The 13,691-nt window shown below is 74.2% G+C and carries 16 protein-coding genes and 2 tRNA genes; 12 read left to right on the top strand and 6 right to left on the bottom strand.

The features are described 5' to 3' along the window. Positions 1–39 precede the first annotated feature (39 nt). Positions 40–672 (bottom strand): Rv3235 family protein, encoded by a 633-nt coding sequence (locus tag QRT05_RS10290; RefSeq protein ID WP_289447137.1) that lies wholly within the window; start codon positions 670–672, stop codon positions 40–42. Beyond that, entirely contained in the window at positions 669–1,679 is a 1,011-nt protein-coding gene (locus QRT05_RS10285; RefSeq protein WP_289447136.1) for a LysM peptidoglycan-binding domain-containing protein, read from the bottom strand. Before QRT05_RS10285 ends, QRT05_RS10290 begins: the two co-directional genes overlap by 4 nt. 134 nt (positions 1,680–1,813) lie before the next feature. Here QRT05_RS10285 and QRT05_RS10280 point away from each other — a divergent pair, with 134 nt between their 5' ends. Then, the gene (locus tag QRT05_RS10280) at positions 1,814–2,338 is read left to right on the top strand and encodes a hypothetical protein (RefSeq protein WP_289447134.1); all 525 of its coding nucleotides are present in this window, start codon (positions 1,814–1,816) and stop codon (positions 2,336–2,338) included. 11 nt (positions 2,339–2,349) lie between these two features. On the opposite strand, the gene QRT05_RS10275 is transcribed toward QRT05_RS10280, so the two are convergent. Continuing rightward, entirely contained in the window at positions 2,350–2,580 is a 231-nt protein-coding gene (locus tag QRT05_RS10275; protein WP_289447133.1) for a helix-turn-helix domain-containing protein, read from the bottom strand. A 136-nt stretch (positions 2,581–2,716) separates the two neighbouring features. Here QRT05_RS10275 and QRT05_RS10270 point away from each other — a divergent pair, with 136 nt between their 5' ends. The 5 genes from QRT05_RS10270 to QRT05_RS10250 all read left to right on the top strand — a co-directional run bounded on the left by QRT05_RS10270 (position 2,717) and on the right by QRT05_RS10250 (position 5,521). Next, positions 2,717–3,379, top strand: a complete 663-nt coding sequence (locus tag QRT05_RS10270) for a hypothetical protein (protein WP_289447132.1) — start codon at positions 2,717–2,719, stop codon at positions 3,377–3,379. Between the two features lies 1 nt (position 3,380). Further along, positions 3,381–4,655 carry an AAA family ATPase gene (locus tag QRT05_RS10265; protein ID WP_289447130.1) on the top strand — a complete coding sequence of 425 codons (1,275 nt, stop codon included), beginning with the start codon at positions 3,381–3,383 and terminating at the stop codon, positions 4,653–4,655. A 19-nt stretch (positions 4,656–4,674) separates the two neighbouring features. Then, positions 4,675–5,127 carry a DUF6912 family protein gene (locus QRT05_RS10260; protein ID WP_289447129.1) on the top strand — a complete coding sequence of 151 codons (453 nt, stop codon included), beginning with the start codon at positions 4,675–4,677 and terminating at the stop codon, positions 5,125–5,127. 155 nt (positions 5,128–5,282) lie between these two features. Beyond that, positions 5,283–5,354 (top strand) — tRNA-Gln (locus tag QRT05_RS10255). A gap of 94 nt (positions 5,355–5,448) precedes the next feature. Beyond that, positions 5,449–5,521: transfer RNA gene (locus QRT05_RS10250), tRNA-Glu, on the top strand. Positions 5,522–5,612: 91 nt separating this feature from the next. Here QRT05_RS10250 and QRT05_RS10245 read toward each other — a convergent pair. Both QRT05_RS10245 and QRT05_RS10240 read right to left on the bottom strand, forming a co-directional pair. Further along, on the bottom strand, positions 5,613–5,843 hold the full coding sequence (locus QRT05_RS10245) for a hypothetical protein (RefSeq protein WP_289447128.1): 231 nt from the start codon (positions 5,841–5,843) through the stop codon (positions 5,613–5,615). Then, positions 5,843–6,562, bottom strand: a complete 720-nt coding sequence (locus QRT05_RS10240) for an IclR family transcriptional regulator (protein ID WP_118767660.1) — start codon at positions 6,560–6,562, stop codon at positions 5,843–5,845. Before QRT05_RS10240 ends, QRT05_RS10245 begins: the two co-directional genes overlap by 1 nt. A 73-nt stretch (positions 6,563–6,635) precedes the next feature. Here QRT05_RS10240 and leuC point away from each other — a divergent pair, with 73 nt between their 5' ends. The 6 genes from leuC (at position 6,636) to QRT05_RS10210 (ending at position 12,503) form a co-directional block, all read left to right on the top strand. Continuing rightward, positions 6,636–8,090 (top strand): 3-isopropylmalate dehydratase large subunit, encoded by a 1,455-nt coding sequence (leuC, locus tag QRT05_RS10235; RefSeq protein WP_289447126.1) that lies wholly within the window; start codon positions 6,636–6,638, stop codon positions 8,088–8,090. A gap of 21 nt (positions 8,091–8,111) precedes the next feature. Continuing rightward, positions 8,112–8,777 (top strand): 3-isopropylmalate dehydratase small subunit, encoded by a 666-nt coding sequence (gene leuD / locus QRT05_RS10230; protein WP_289447125.1) that lies wholly within the window; start codon positions 8,112–8,114, stop codon positions 8,775–8,777. A 226-nt stretch (positions 8,778–9,003) separates the two neighbouring features. Continuing rightward, on the top strand, positions 9,004–9,195 hold the full coding sequence (locus QRT05_RS10225) for a hypothetical protein (protein WP_289447124.1): 192 nt from the start codon (positions 9,004–9,006) through the stop codon (positions 9,193–9,195). A 112-nt stretch (positions 9,196–9,307) separates the two neighbouring features. Next, a complete protein-coding gene (murA, locus tag QRT05_RS10220) occupies positions 9,308–10,624 on the top strand; it encodes a UDP-N-acetylglucosamine 1-carboxyvinyltransferase (RefSeq protein ID WP_289447122.1) in 1,317 nt (438 codons plus the stop codon). A gap of 62 nt (positions 10,625–10,686) precedes the next feature. Beyond that, complete coding sequence (locus QRT05_RS10215) at positions 10,687–11,466, top strand: lysophospholipid acyltransferase family protein (protein ID WP_289447121.1); 780 nt, start codon at positions 10,687–10,689, stop codon at positions 11,464–11,466. Beyond that, positions 11,463–12,503 carry an NAD(P)H-dependent glycerol-3-phosphate dehydrogenase gene (locus QRT05_RS10210; protein ID WP_289447120.1) on the top strand — a complete coding sequence of 347 codons (1,041 nt, stop codon included), beginning with the start codon at positions 11,463–11,465 and terminating at the stop codon, positions 12,501–12,503. Before QRT05_RS10215 ends, QRT05_RS10210 begins: the two co-directional genes overlap by 4 nt. Here the strand turns inward: QRT05_RS10210 and QRT05_RS10205 are convergent. After that, on the bottom strand, positions 12,500–13,648 hold the full coding sequence (locus tag QRT05_RS10205) for a trans-sulfuration enzyme family protein (RefSeq protein ID WP_289447119.1): 1,149 nt from the start codon (positions 13,646–13,648) through the stop codon (positions 12,500–12,502). The two genes, QRT05_RS10210 and QRT05_RS10205, sit on opposite strands and share 4 nt — an antisense overlap. Positions 13,649–13,691 lie beyond the last annotated feature (43 nt).

The raw sequence follows: 13,691 nt of genomic DNA, 5'->3' as shown, positions 1-13,691 counted from the left end.
GCACCGCTGTCGGTGCGACCCTCCCGTCGTTTCCCGCCCTCAGCCCACCTCCAACGACGTCGTCCGCCATGTGCCGCGATGGGTCTCGAGACGCAGCGCGACGGCGCGCACCCGTGAGCCGTCGTCGACGACCACGCTCACCTCGCACGCGTGCTCGTCGACCACGCACACGCGTGTCCGTCGCACGGTCGCGCCGCGGCCGGCGACGTGGCGCGGACCCAGCACCCGGGCGGTGAGCGCGGCGCGTCCCTGGACGGTCGCGTAGACGCCGGGCGTGACCCAGCGGGCCAGCTGCGCCACGGGCCGGCGTCCGAGCAGCACCTCGACCACGGCGTGCGCGACCGTCCGGCCCACCTGGGCGGGGTCCGCGGCCGGGGTGGGCCCTCGTGCCTCGTCCGCCGCCTCGAGCACGGGGGAGCGGTCCGTCGACCGCAGCACCGCGATCCGACGGGTCACCGTGGGTGGGATCGCGAGCGCCGGGCCGACCGCCACCGGGGTGGCCGGCGGCGGCGGCGCGGGCAGGAGCCGGACGCGGGGACCGGAGCGCGTCGAGGGGCGGTCCTGCCGCGGGTGCTCGACCACGGCGAGCGGTTGATCGGCGAGCGGTCGCTCAGGCTCGGGAGCCTGCACGACCAGCAGCTCCTCGATCAGCGAGGCGGTGAGCGCGCTCATCGCTCGCCTCCCTCGACCGGCAGGCGCAGGTGCTGACCCGGTTCGATGCGATCCGGATCGTCGCCGATGACGTCCTCGTTCGCTGCGTACCAGCGGGGCCACGCTTCCGCGACCGCCCGGTCGGAGGCGCCCGCGTGCAGGTGCGCGGCGGCGATGGCCCACAGGGTGTCGCCGGGTCGCACGACCACGCTCGCGGGTAGGGCCGAGGGTGCGCCGGGCGGGGTGCTCGTCGGCACCGACGGACCAGGGTCGGCGGTCCGTTCGTCGGGCGCGTGCCGCTGGGTGAGCACGCGGGCCGACGCGCCGGGTTCGAGGGTCCTCGCGGCGCTCGCGGCGCTCGCGGCGCTCGCGGCCGACCGGGTGGGCGTCGGCGCCGGCGGCGATGCGCGAACCGGTGACACGCGGACCTCGGGGATCGGCGGCCGGGGCGCAGCCGGAGTCGGCTCGGCTGACGCCGCGTCTGCGGAAGTCCGGCGCGCCGGCGTGGTCACCACCCACCCGAGGTCGTCGGTGTCGGCGGACGGAGGCCTCCGCGGCTCGTCCGACCCCGCGGCCGCACCCCAGCCCAGGTCCAGGCCCACGGGGGTGGTCGCCGCCCGCGCGTGCGTCGGCCCGGGCGCGTCTCCTCCACTCGTCGCAGACACCCCCGCGGCGCCCGCGCCCGACGCGACGCCGACGGCCAGCGTCGTCGCGACGCCGGCCGCGAGCAGCCGGCGCACGACGAGCGGCGCGCACCGGTGCACCGCGCGCTCGCCGCGGCGCCACCGGCCGCCCAGCGCCCGCAGGACGAGGCAGAGCGCACCCACGAGGCACCACCCGGCGAGCCAGGCCCCGACCACGACGCCCAGCACGGCCACGCCGCGCTCGACGACGTCCTCGATGCGGACCGGGTGGTTCGGCGCATCCAGCAGCCCAGCGGTGAGCCGAGCCGTGAGACCCGCCGCCGCGAGCCCGCCCGCGACGAGCGCCGTGCTTGACGGTGCGAACGCTCTGCCCGATCTGTTCATGTTGAGCCCCGATGGTCTGGTTTGATGTGTTTTTACCTCGCTTGCTGCGCATAGATGTACCCGAATGTCCGATTCGTGTCCACTGTGCGCCTGGGGCGAGCCCCCCATCAGGCGCGCGGCCCTACGGTGTCCACGTGCGATGGGAGAGCCTGTTCGAGGACATGGAGGCGCAGCTCGCGGCGGCGGACCGCGCCGGGCTGCGCGCCGACGTCGCGGAGCTGGTGCGCGGGGAGCGGGCCACCGTGCACCTGTCCGACCGGCTACGGGGCTCGGTCGGTCGCGCGCTCCGCGTGCGCGTGGCGGGTGACGAGCCGCTCGAGGGGGAGCTCGTCGACGCGACCGACGAGTGGCTCCTCCTGTCCCAGGGCGGCGATCGGCGTGTGCTCGTGCCGCTGCGCGCGGTCGCGGCGGTCGCGGGCGTCGGGCCGCACGTGGCCCCTGAGCCCGGTCGGGTCGAGCGTCGCCTCGGGCTGGGGCACGCGCTGCGCGTGCTGGCACGGGATCGCGCCGCCGTGGTGCTGCGGGCGGGCGAGGGCGACGTCGGCGGGCGCCTCGGGTCGGTCGGGCGCGACTACGTCGACGTGGTCACCGGCGACGGGGCGCCTGGTGCGACATGGGCCATCCCGTTCGCGGCCCTCCGGTCGGTCCGGACGGGCTGAGCGCGGTCACGTCAGCGCGGCGCGGCCTCCGTGGAGGCGTCCGAACCCGCCTTGCGTGGCGAGGTCTGCTCGTACATGCGCTGGATGTAGCTCTCGAGCTCGGTCGCCTCGATGCGCCAGACCCGCTTGGGGCCGATCTGGATGCCGCGCAGCTCGCCGGAGTGGAGCAGCTGGTACGTCTGCTGCGCGGAGATGTTGAGGACCTCGCTGACGTCGGCGAGCGTGAGGAACCGCGGTGGCATGACCGCAGTCTGGCACGAGCAACGACCAGATCTCGCTCGTCCACAATCCCCCGTTTCGCCCCCTTTCGGCCGCTCCTTCCGGCAGGATGGCGCTCCGTGCGCGAACACCCGCACCCGCCGACGTGATGGAGAGCCGATGGACAGCGCTGTGCTCGACCTGCCGGCCCCCGTCGCCCAGCGCCTGCGGAGGCCGGGGTGGCGCGACCCACGGCTGCTCGTCGGCGTCGCGATGGTCGCGGGTTCGGTGGCTCTCGGCGCCTGGGCGGTCCAGCAGGCGCAGCACACCGTGCCGGTCTACGTGGCGCGCGACGCGCTGGTCCCGGGCCAGCGGCTGGGCCCGGACGACGTGGTGGTCGCCGACGTCCAGCTGGGCGCGGGCGAGCTGGAGCACTACCTCAGCGCGCAGGAGCCGCTGCCCACCGACGCCGTCGTGGTGCGCGTGGTGGGCGACGACGAGCTGGTGCCCGCGGACGCCGTCGGCGGCGCGGGCGACCTCGACGTGCGGGCCGTCGCCATCCCGCTCGAGCGTGCCCCGTCCAGAGACGTGACCGTGGGCGCGCTCGTCGACGTGTGGTTCACGCCCGCGGCCGGCTCCGCCGACGAGCCGGCCGCGCCGCCGCGCCAGCTCGCGCAGGCGCTCCCGGTCTCCGAGGTCGTCCGCCCGGAGCGCGGGCTCGGCGGCGTCGACGGGACCGCGGTGCACGTCGTCGTCCCCGAGGAGCAGATGCCGCAGGTGCTGGCGGCCCTGGCCTCGGACGGTGTCCTCGACGTCGTCGCCGTGCCGGGAACGGGGGGCTGACGTGCCGCACGGCGTGCTGACGGCGATCCGTGGCGCCGCCGAGTCGCTTGTGGTGCAGGCGCTCGAGGCGCACGGACAGCTGCAGGTCACCCGCAGGTGCGCCGACGCGACCGAGCTGCTGGCCGCAGCCGAGGCCGGGCTGGGCCGGGTGGCCGTCGTCTCCGGCCACCTCGAGCACCTGGACCGCGAGGCGGTCGACGCGCTGCACGCCGCCGGCGTGCTGGCGATCGGCCTGGCCGACCCCACGGGGCCCTGGGCGGTGGAGCGGCTTCGCGGCGCGGGCGCCGACGAGGTCCTGACCGAGCCGCACGACGACGCGACCGCGGCGGACGTGGTCGACGCGGTGCTGCGCGTGCTTGACGCGACGCCGGCCCCCCGGCCCGCGCCGGTGCCTACGCATCCCGCCGCGCCGGCGGAGCGCGGCCGGGTCGTCGCCGTGTGGGGCCCGGCCGGCGCTCCGGGACGCACCACCGTCGCGGTCAACCTGGCTGCCGAGCTCGCGTCCCGCGGTGCACCCGTGCTGCTCGCGGACGCAGACACCTACGGCGGCAGCGTCGCCCAGGTGGTCGGCCTGCTCGACGAGGCTCCCGGCCTGGCCGCCGCCGTGCGGCAGGCGGGCCAGGGGTTGCTCGATCCGACGACGTTGGCGCGGCTGTCGCCGTTCGTCGCGACGGACCTGCGCGTGCTGTCGGGCACCTCGCGCGCCGATCGATGGCCGGAGCTGTCCTCCTCGGCGCTCGAGTCCGTCTGGAGCGTGGCCCGCGACGTCGCCCGGTGGACCGTCGTCGACACAGGCTTCTGCCTGGAGCAGGACGAGCTGCTGAGCTACGACACGCGCGCACCGCAGCGCAACGCGGCGACGCTGCGCACGCTCGAGGCCGCCGACGTGGTGGTCGTCGTCGGCGCGGGCGACCCGGTGGGCATCCAGCGGCTGGTCCGTGGCCTGAGCGAGCTCAGCGAGCTCGGCCTCGCCGGGACCCGGCTCGTCGTGGTCAACCGGGTGCGCGCTTCGGTGGCCGGGCCCCGCCCGGCCGAGGCCGTCGCGCAGGCCCTGGCGCGGTACGCCGGCGTGCGCGATGCGATCCTGGTGCCCGAGGACCGGGCGGCGACGGACACTGCCCTCCTCGAGGCCCGCACCCTGCGCGAGGTCGCGCCGGGCTCGCCCGAGCGGCGCGCGATCGCCGCGGCGGCGGCACGCCTGGAGGCCCTCGTGGAGGCGCTCGTGACCGATGCCCGGCACGCGCCCGAGCCCGCACCTGCCGGGGTGCGCGGCTGACCAGGGGCAGACTGGCCCCGTGCGCATCTACCTGCCTGCGACCCTCGACGAGCTCGACGCGACCCTCCTGCCCGCCCGGCGCGGGCACGCGGTGACCCCGGCGCTGCGGCTCGCGCTGCCCGACGAGGACGAGGAGGGGCTGGAGTTCGCGGCGCAGCTCATGGCGGCCGACGACAGCCTCGACCTGCTGCGGGACGCCCCGGACGCGCCGCGGTTGCGCGTGGTGCTCTCCCTGGACGTCGCGGACGGTCGGGTGTCCGCCGTCGACGACGCCGACGACGGCGCGCCGTCGCTGGTCGAGGTGAGCGGCGACGTCCCCGTCGCCGAGGTGGTCTGCGCGCACGTCGACGAGCACGGTGCGGCCGCAGTGGTCGCGGCGGCGCTCGCCGGGGACGAGGCCGCGGGGGAGCGCCTCGACGATGCCGACCTGCTCTGGTACGACGCGACGGAGCTGGCGCAGATCCCGCGCTGAGCGCGGCGTGGCCTTCGTCACGAAGCCGGCGCCGGCGGGGTGCCAGTTGGACCGCGGCGCCCACGCTCGGGTAGTGTTCACCGCCGGTAGGACGTCCGGTGGACGATCTCATCGGCCCCTCGGGAACCGTTGAGCCGCCGGGGGTTATACCCCCATGGGGTATGGTGTAATTGGCAGCACGACTGATTCTGGTTCAGTTAGTCTAGGTTCGAGTCCTGGTACCCCAGCGCGAGCACCGCTGATCTGGATGGTCCGAGTCCCTCGGTTCATCGGGTAAAGTGTTCACTCGGCACGCGAGACCTTCGGGTCGAGCGGCTATAGGCCCCCGTTGTGTAGCGGCCTAGCACGCCGCCCTCTCACGGCGGTAGCGCCGGTTCGAATCCGGTCGGGGGTACGTACGAGAAGGTCCCGGTCACCACGGTGACCGGGCCCTTCTGCGTTGGCGGGGGACTGAGCGCACCGCGGCCTCAGCGGTGCGCGCGGGCTCAGTGCTGCCCCGGGGGCCCGTGGTGGCTCGTCGGGAGGAAGGCGACGACGAGCGCGCCGACGCCCGCTCCGAGCGCGCCGACGACGACGCCGGAGACGACCGCGCCGCCCGCGCCCCCACCACTGGCGAGCACGAGCGCCACGCCGGCGACGAGCCCCACCGCGAAGCACACGAGCGCCACCCGGCGGCGCAGGCGTCGCCGCGCCGCCGCGGGGCCTCGCACGGCCATCAGTCGGCCGTGCGGCGCAGCACCTCGGTCAGCCGGTTGGCCGCCGACACGACCGCCGCGGCGTGCAGCCGACCCGGCTGCCGGGAGAGGCGCTCCAGCGGGCCGGAGACCGACACGGCCGCCACGACGCGCCCCGACGGGCCGCGCACGGGTGCCGAGACGGACGCGACGCCCACCTCGCGCTCGGACACCGACTGGGCCCAGCCGCGGCGACGGACGCCGGACAGGATCGTCGCGGTGAACTTCGAGCCCTGCAGCCCGCGGTGCAGGCGGTCGGGCTCCTCCCACGCGAGCAGCACCTGCGCGGCCGAGCCGGCCTGCATGGTCAGCGTCGCGCCCACGGGGATCGAGTCACGCAGCCCGATGGGTCGCTCGGCGGCCGCGACGCAGATGCGCTGGTCGCCCTGGCGGCGGTAGAGCTGTGCGCTCTCGCCGGTGTGGTCGCGCACGGCGGCGAGCACGGGCCCGGCGGCGGCGAGCAGCCGGTCCTCGCCCGCCGCGGTGGCGAGCTCGGAGAGCCGCGGTCCGAGCACGAACCGGCCCTGCATGTCGCGCGCGACGAGGCGGTGGTGCTCGAGGGCGACCGCAAGCCGATGGGCTGTGGGACGGGCAAGATGGGTGGCGGTGACGAGCTGGGCGAGGGTGGCCGGCCCCGCCTCGAGAGCGCTGAGAACGGACGCGGCCTTGTCCAGCACGCCGACTCCGCTAGAGTTGTCCATAGGTCGATATTGGCGTCTCGCAGGCTGAGATGCAAGCGACACCCCCAAGTGGACTAGAGACAGGACCGAGAAGATGGCCGGCACGTTGGCAGAGAAGGTCTGGGACGCACACGTCGTGCGCCGTGGCGCGGACGGGGCGCCCGACCTCCTCTACATCGACCTGCACCTCGTGCACGAGGTCACCAGCCCGCAGGCCTTCGAGGGTCTGCGGCTCGCCGGGCGCCCGGTGCGACGCCCGGACCTGACCCTCGCGACGGAGGACCACAACACCCCGACGCTCGACATCGACCGGCCCATCGCCGACGAGACGAGCCGCACGCAGATCCAGACCCTGCGCAACAACGCGGCCGAGTTCGGCGTGCGCATCCACTCGCTCGGGGACGCCGACCAGGGCATCGTCCACCAGGTGGGCCCGCAGCTCGGGCTCACGCAGCCGGGCCTGACAGTCGTCTGCGGCGACTCGCACACCTCGACCCACGGCGCGTTCGGCGCGCTCGCGTTCGGCATCGGCACCAGCGAGGTCGAGCACGTGCTGGCCACCCAGACGCTGCCGCTCGCGCCGTTCAAGACGATGGCGATCACGGTCAACGGGCGCCTGCCCGAGGGCGCGACCAGCAAGGACATCATCCTGGCGATCATCGCCAAGATCGGCACTGGCGGCGGCCAGGGCTACGTCCTGGAGTACCGCGGCGAGGCGATCACCGCGCTGTCGATGGAAGCGCGCATGACCATCTGCAACATGTCGATCGAGGCCGGCGCGCGCGCCGGCATGATCGCGCCCGACCAGACCACGTTCGACTACCTGCAGGGCCGGCCGCACGCGCCCGAGGGCGCGGACTGGGACGCGGCGGTCGAGTACTGGAAGACCCTGCGGTCCGACGAGGACGCCACGTTCGACGTCGAGGTCGTGCTGGAGGCCGAGGACCTGGAGCCCTTCGTCACGTGGGGCACCAACCCCGGCCAGGGTCTGCCGCTGAGCGGCTCGGTGCCGGTCCCGGCCGAGATCGCCGACGAGAACGAGCGGGTCACCGCCGAGCGCGCGATCGAGTACATGGGCCTGGTCCCCGGCCAGCCGCTGCGCGACATCAAGGTCGACACGGTGTTCATCGGCTCGTGCACCAACGGCCGCATCGAGGACCTGCGCTCGGTGGCCAAGGTCGTCCAGGGCAAGCACAAGGCCGACGACGTCCGCGTCCTCGTGGTCCCGGCCTCGGCGCGCGTCCGCCTGCAGGCCGAGGCCGAGGGCCTGGACAAGATCTTCCTCGACTTCGGTGCCGAGTGGCGCAACGCGGGCTGCTCGATGTGCCTCGGGATGAACCCCGACCAGCTGGCCCCCGGCGAGCGCTCGGCGTCCACCTCGAACCGCAACTTCGAGGGCCGGCAGGGCAAGGGCGGTCGCACGCACCTGGTCTCGCCGCTGGTGGCTGCCGCGACCGCGATCCGCGGCACGCTCTCGTCGTACTCCGACCTCGGCACCGGCACCCCCGCCCCCGACGGCACGCCGCTCAGCGACCTCCGCACGGTCTGACGGAAGACAAGGACGATCACCATGGAGAAGTTCACCCAGCACACGGGCGTGGGCGTGCCGCTGCGCCGCAGCAACGTCGACACCGACCAGATCATCCCCGCCGTCTACCTCAAGCGCGTGACGCGCACGGGCTTCGAGGACGCGCTGTTCGCGGCCTGGCGTGGTGACCCGACGTTCGTGCTCAACCAGGAGGCCTATGCGAGCGGCTCGGTGCTGGTCGCCGGTCCCGACTTCGGCACCGGCTCCTCGCGCGAGCACGCCGTGTGGGCGCTCAAGGACTACGGCTTCCGCGTCGTCATCTCGACCCGGTTCGCGGACATCTTCCGCGGCAACTCCGGCAAGCAGGGCCTGCTCGCGGCCGTGGCGTCGGCCGAGGACATCGAGCTGATCTGGAAGATCCTCGAGACCCGTCCCGGCACGGAGATCACGGTCGACCTCGAGGCGCGCACCATCACGTGCGACGACGTGGTGGTGCCGTTCCAGGTGGACGACTACACCCGCTGGCGGCTCATGGAGGGTCTGGACGACATCGGGCTCACGCTCGAGCACGCCGACGAGATCGCCACGTTCGAGGCGTCGCGCGAGGCCTGGCGCCCCGCCACCCTGCCGGCCAAGCACCTGCCGCCGGTCGAGATCAAGGCCGCCCGGCCGGCCGGGGTGCCGGTCGAGATCGGCCGCCGCCCCTGACCCACCCGTGGGGCCGGTGGGACGTACCGACCGGGACGTCCCACCGGCGCGCCGCCGGTGGGGTTGCTACCGTGATCCGCGGCCGCGCGCAGCATGCGCCGGCGGAGGGGACGAGCATGGCGGACATGACGCAGACTGCCGCTCTCGGCTGGTGCCGGGCGGCAGCTGCCGCCGCGGTGGACGCGGTGCGCGACCCGATCAGCTGCGTGCCGGCGAGGGGGCCGCTGTGAGCGAGGAGCCCACCAGCACCACCGACACGATCCACCGGGCCAAGGGTGCCGACGAGGTCCGGGTGAGGCCGCGCGACGCGGACGCCGCCGCGGGCGCGACGACGCCGTCCGGCGGCGAAGGGCCGGGGGAGAAGGCGACGGCCGAGGCTGCCGCGGGATCCGCGGAGAACGGGAACAAGGCGTCCTGAGACGCAGCCGACATGGTGCCGGCGGGTCCTCCCTGTGAAGGTTTCGCGGGGACGGCGACTCGCGGGGCCGTGCGGTAGGAGCCACGACGACAGGTAGGCGAGTATGGGGCCCGTGAACGATCTTCTCTACGTCAACGGTGGCACGCCCCTGTCCGGTGAGATCACCGTTCGGGGCGCCAAGAACTTCGTCTCGAAGGCGATGGTGGCCGCACTGCTCGGAGAGACCCCGAGCGTGCTGCGCAACGTGCCGCAGATCCGCGACGTCGCCGTGGTGACCGGCCTGCTCGAGCTGCACGGCGTGAGCGTCGTCGCCGACGCCAAGGCCGGCACGCTGCACCTGGACCCCACCAACGTGGAGTCGGCGCACGTCGCCGACATCGACGCGCACGCGGGCTCGAGCCGCATCCCGATCCTGTTCTGCGGCCCGCTGCTGCACCGGCTGGGCGAGGCGTTCATCCCCGACCTGGGTGGCTGCCGCATCGGCGACCGGCCGATCAACTACCACCTCGACATCCTGCGCCAGTTCGGTGCGGTGGTGGACAAGACCCACAACGGCATCCACATCCGCGCGCCGCGGCGGCTCCAGGGCACCAAGATCGCGCTGCCGTACCCGAGCGTGGGCGCCACCGAGCAGCTGCTGCTGACGGCCGTGCGCGCCGAGGGCATCACCGAGCTGGCGGGCGCGGCGATCGAGCCCGAGATCATGGATCTCATCAACGTGCTGCAGAAGATGGGCGCGATCATCTCGGTCGACACCGACCGCGTCATCCGCATCGAGGGCGTCGACCGCCTCGAGGGCTTCCAGCACACGTCGCTCGCGGACCGCATCGAGGCGGCGTCCTGGGCGTCGGCCGCGCTGGCCACGGGCGGCGACATCTACGTGCGCGGGGCCACCCAGCCCGAGATGACGACGTTCCTCAACACCTTCCGCAAGGTGGGCGGGGAGTTCAAGGTCGACGACGAGGGCATCCGGTTCTGGCACCCCGGCGGCGACCTGCGCTCCATCCAGCTGGAGACCGACGTGCACCCCGGCTTCATGACCGACTGGCAGCAGCCGCTCGTCGTCGCGCTCACGCAGGCCAAGGGCCTGTCGATCGTCCACGAGACGGTGTACGAGAACCGCTTCGGGTTCACCGACGCGCTCGTCGGCATGGGCGCGACCATCCAGGTCTACAAGGAGTGCCTGGGCGGGCGCCCCTGCCGCTTCGGCCAGCGCAACTTCTACCACTCGGCCGTCATCAGCGGTCCGACGCCCCTGGCCGCCGCCGACATCGAGGTCCCCGACCTGCGCGGCGGGTTCAGCCACCTCATCGCGGCGCTCACGGCCAAGGGGACGTCGGCCGTGCGGGGCATCAGCCTCATCGACCGCGGCTACGAGCACTTCATGGACAAGCTCGACGCCCTGGGCGCCGAGTTCGGCCGGGATTGAGCGTCGCGGCGGCAAGCGCCGAGGGCTCGGCCGTCGATGACCACCGGGTAGCATCGGCTCCCGTGCATTCGCCGTCCCGATCCAACCGCGCCTACCGCAACGTCGCGCGCATCCTGCGTCCCGTCCTCATGGCGGTGACCCGGCGCGACTGGCACGGCGTCGAGCACCTGCCCCAGGACACGGGCTTCATCGTGGCCTCGAACCACATGACCAACGTCGACCCGCTGACGTTCGCGCACTTCCTGTGGGACAACGGCTTCGCGCCCAAGATCCTGGCCAAGTCCTCGCTGTTCAAGGTGCCCGTGGTGGGCGGCGTCCTGCGTGCCACCGGCCAGATCCCGGTGTACCGGAACACCGTCGCCGCGGCGGACTCGCTCGCGGCCGGCGTGGCGGCGATCGGCGCGGGCGAGTGCGTGGCGGTGTTCCCCGAGGGCACGCTCACGCGTGAGCCGGACCTGTGGCCGATGGCCGGCAAGACGGGCGTCGCGCGGCTGGCCCTGATGACGCAGGCCCCGGTCGTTCCCGTCGCCCAGTGGGGCGCGCAGGACCTCATGGGCCGCTACTCGAAGTGGCTCAAGCCCGTGCCGCCCAAGAAGGTCACCGTCGTCGCGGGCCCGCCCGTCGACCTCACCGACCTCTACGGGCGGCCGCTCGACGCGGCCACGCTGCGGGAGGCGACCGAGCGCGTCATGGACGCCATCACGGAGCTGCTCGAGGGTGTGCGCGGCGCGAAGGCGCCCGCCGTCCGCTACGACATGCGCAAGAGCCCGTCCTCCGACAAGGAGCGACCCGGGCAGGAGCGGCCCGGCGGGGACGACGCGACGACGCAGGAGCTGCCGTGACCGCCGATCGTGACGTGCCCCTGGCCCAGCCCCACGCGTTGCGCGCGGCCGTGCTGGGCGCCGGGAGCTGGGGCACCACCTTCGCGGCGGTGATGGCCGACGCGGGGTGCGAGGTGACCATCTGGGGCCGCGACGAGAAGGTCTGCCGCACGATCACCGAGGAGCACCGCAACGAGCGGTACGTGCCCGGTGTCGACCTGCCCGCGGGCATCACGGCGACCACCGACGCCCGCGCGGCCGTGCGCGGCGCCGACCTGGTCGTCATCGCGATCCCCTCGCAGAGCGCGCGCGCCACGCTGGAGACCCTGCGCGACGTGATCGAGCCCGACGCGGTCGCCGTCTCGCTCATGAAGGGCGTCGAGCTCGGCACCGACCGCCGGATGAGCCAGGTCGTCGCCGAGTCGCTCGGCATCGGGCCCGAGCGGATCGCCGTGGTCTCGGGGCCCAACCTGGCCAAGGAGATCGCGCACCGCCAGCCCACCGCCACGGTCGTGGCCTCGACGAGCGAGGAGACCGCGCAGCTCGTCGCGAAGGCGTGCGCGTCGTCGTACTTCCGCCCGTACACCAACCCCGACGTGGTGGGCGTGGAGCTGTGCGGCGCGGTCAAGAACGTCATCGCGCTCGCCGTCGGCATCTCGCAGGGCCGCGGGCTCGGCTACAACACGATGGCGACGGTCATCACGCGCGGGCTCGTCGAGATCACCCGCCTCGGGCTCGCGCTGGGCGCCGACGCGGAGACCTTCCCGGGCCTGGCCGGCATGGGCGACCTGATGGCGACGTGCGCGTCCCCCGACTCGCGCAACCACACGCTGGGCAACCACATCGGGCGCGGCATGACGCTCGAGGAGGCCATCGCCGCCACCGGCGGAACCGCCGAGGGCGTGAAGTCGAGCCGGTCGGTGCTCGAGCTCGCAGACTCGCTGGGCGTGGAGATGCCCATCACGCACGCCGTGGTGCGCGTGCTGCACGAGGGACTGCCGGTGGACGACCTGGCGGCGCTGCTCCTGGCCCGGCCGCACAAGGCCGAGGGCGTCTAGCCCTCGCCCTCCAGGCCGTCCAGCGCGGCGGACAGGTCCGCCCAGAGGTCCTCGACGTCCTCGATGCCCACCGAGAGCCGCAGGAGGTCCTCGGGCACGGTCGGCGACTCGGTGGCGAAGCGGCGCCGCCGCTCGAGGCTCGACTCGACCCCGCCCAGGCTCGTGGCCGGGACCCACAGCGACAGCGCGGCGACCACGGCGTCGGCGGCCGCGACCCCGCCTCGCGGGCGGAGCCCGATGATCGAGCCGAAGCCGTCCATGAGCCGCGCCGCGCGCTCGTGGCCCGGGTCGCCGGGCAGGCTCGGGTGCCGCACGGAGAGCACCGCGCGATGCGTCGAGAGCCGGCGCGCCAGCTCGGCCGCGTTGGCCTGGGCGCGCTCGACCCGCAGCGCGAGGGTGCGCAGGCCGCGCAGCGCGAGCCAGGTCTCGAACGGACCGGCGATCGAGCCGTGCAGGGTGCGGTACGCGTGCAGGCGGGCGTGCAGGTCGTCGTCGTCGGCCAGCGCCGCGCCCAGCACCACGTCGCTGTGGCCCGCGAGGTACTTGGTGACCGAGTGCACCACGACGTCCGCGCCCTGCCTCAGGGGGCGCTGCACGAGGGGGGTGGCGAACGTGTTGTCGACCCCCACCAGGGCGCCCGCGGCGTGCGCGGCCTCGACCAGAGCGGGCAGGTCGGCGACCTCGAGCATGGGGTTGGTGGGGGACTCGACCCACAGCATCGACGCACCCTGCACCGCTGCCACCACGGCGGCCGTGTCGTCGATGTCGACGAGCACGACGTCGACGCCCTGGCGCGCGGCGAGGTCGGCGGCGAAGCCGAGCGTGACCTGGTAGCAGTGCCGGGGAAGGACGAGGCGGCCGCCCGGGGGCACGAGGGAGAGCGCCGCGGCGATCGCCGCCATCCCCGAGCCGAACACGAGCGCGGGATGCGCCGACTGCTCGAGCTCGCCGAGGACCTGCTCGAAGGGGTGCCAGGAGTCGGCGTCGATGCGGCCGTAGAGCAGCTCGCCCGACCCCGGGACGCCCTGCGACACGAACGTCGAGGACAGGACCACCGGCGGGTTGACGGCCGCACCCTGGGCGCGGTCGGGCCGGCCGGCGGCGACCGTGACGGTGGCGGGTGCGAGGGACGCGTCGTGGTTCACGCAGAGCAGGGTACGGCGCTCGGGCGCGCAAGCGCCGTCCGTG

It is taken from the genome of Cellulomonas edaphi (assembly GCF_030362815.1).
GTDB lineage: Bacteria > Actinomycetota > Actinomycetes > Actinomycetales > Cellulomonadaceae > Cellulomonas > Cellulomonas edaphi.
This window is presented reverse-complemented; position numbering and strand designations above follow the sequence as displayed.

Coding starts and splice junctions, on each gene's coding strand:
- QRT05_RS10240 (WP_118767660.1), bottom strand. CDS start 6,562: ATGGACAACTCTAGCGGAGTCGGCGTGCTGGACAAGGCCGCGTCCGTT.
- QRT05_RS10245 (WP_289447128.1), bottom strand. CDS start 5,843: ATGGCCGTGCGAGGCCCCGCGGCGGCGCGGCGACGCCTGCGCCGCCGG.
- QRT05_RS10290 (WP_289447137.1), bottom strand. CDS start 672: ATGAGCGCGCTCACCGCCTCGCTGATCGAGGAGCTGCTGGTCGTGCAG.
- QRT05_RS10270 (WP_289447132.1), top strand. CDS start 2,717: ATGGACAGCGCTGTGCTCGACCTGCCGGCCCCCGTCGCCCAGCGCCTG.
- leuC (WP_289447126.1), top strand. CDS start 6,636: ATGGCCGGCACGTTGGCAGAGAAGGTCTGGGACGCACACGTCGTGCGC.
- leuD (WP_289447125.1), top strand. CDS start 8,112: ATGGAGAAGTTCACCCAGCACACGGGCGTGGGCGTGCCGCTGCGCCGC.
- QRT05_RS10275 (WP_289447133.1), bottom strand. CDS start 2,580: ATGCCACCGCGGTTCCTCACGCTCGCCGACGTCAGCGAGGTCCTCAAC.
- QRT05_RS10285 (WP_289447136.1), bottom strand. CDS start 1,679: ATGAACAGATCGGGCAGAGCGTTCGCACCGTCAAGCACGGCGCTCGTC.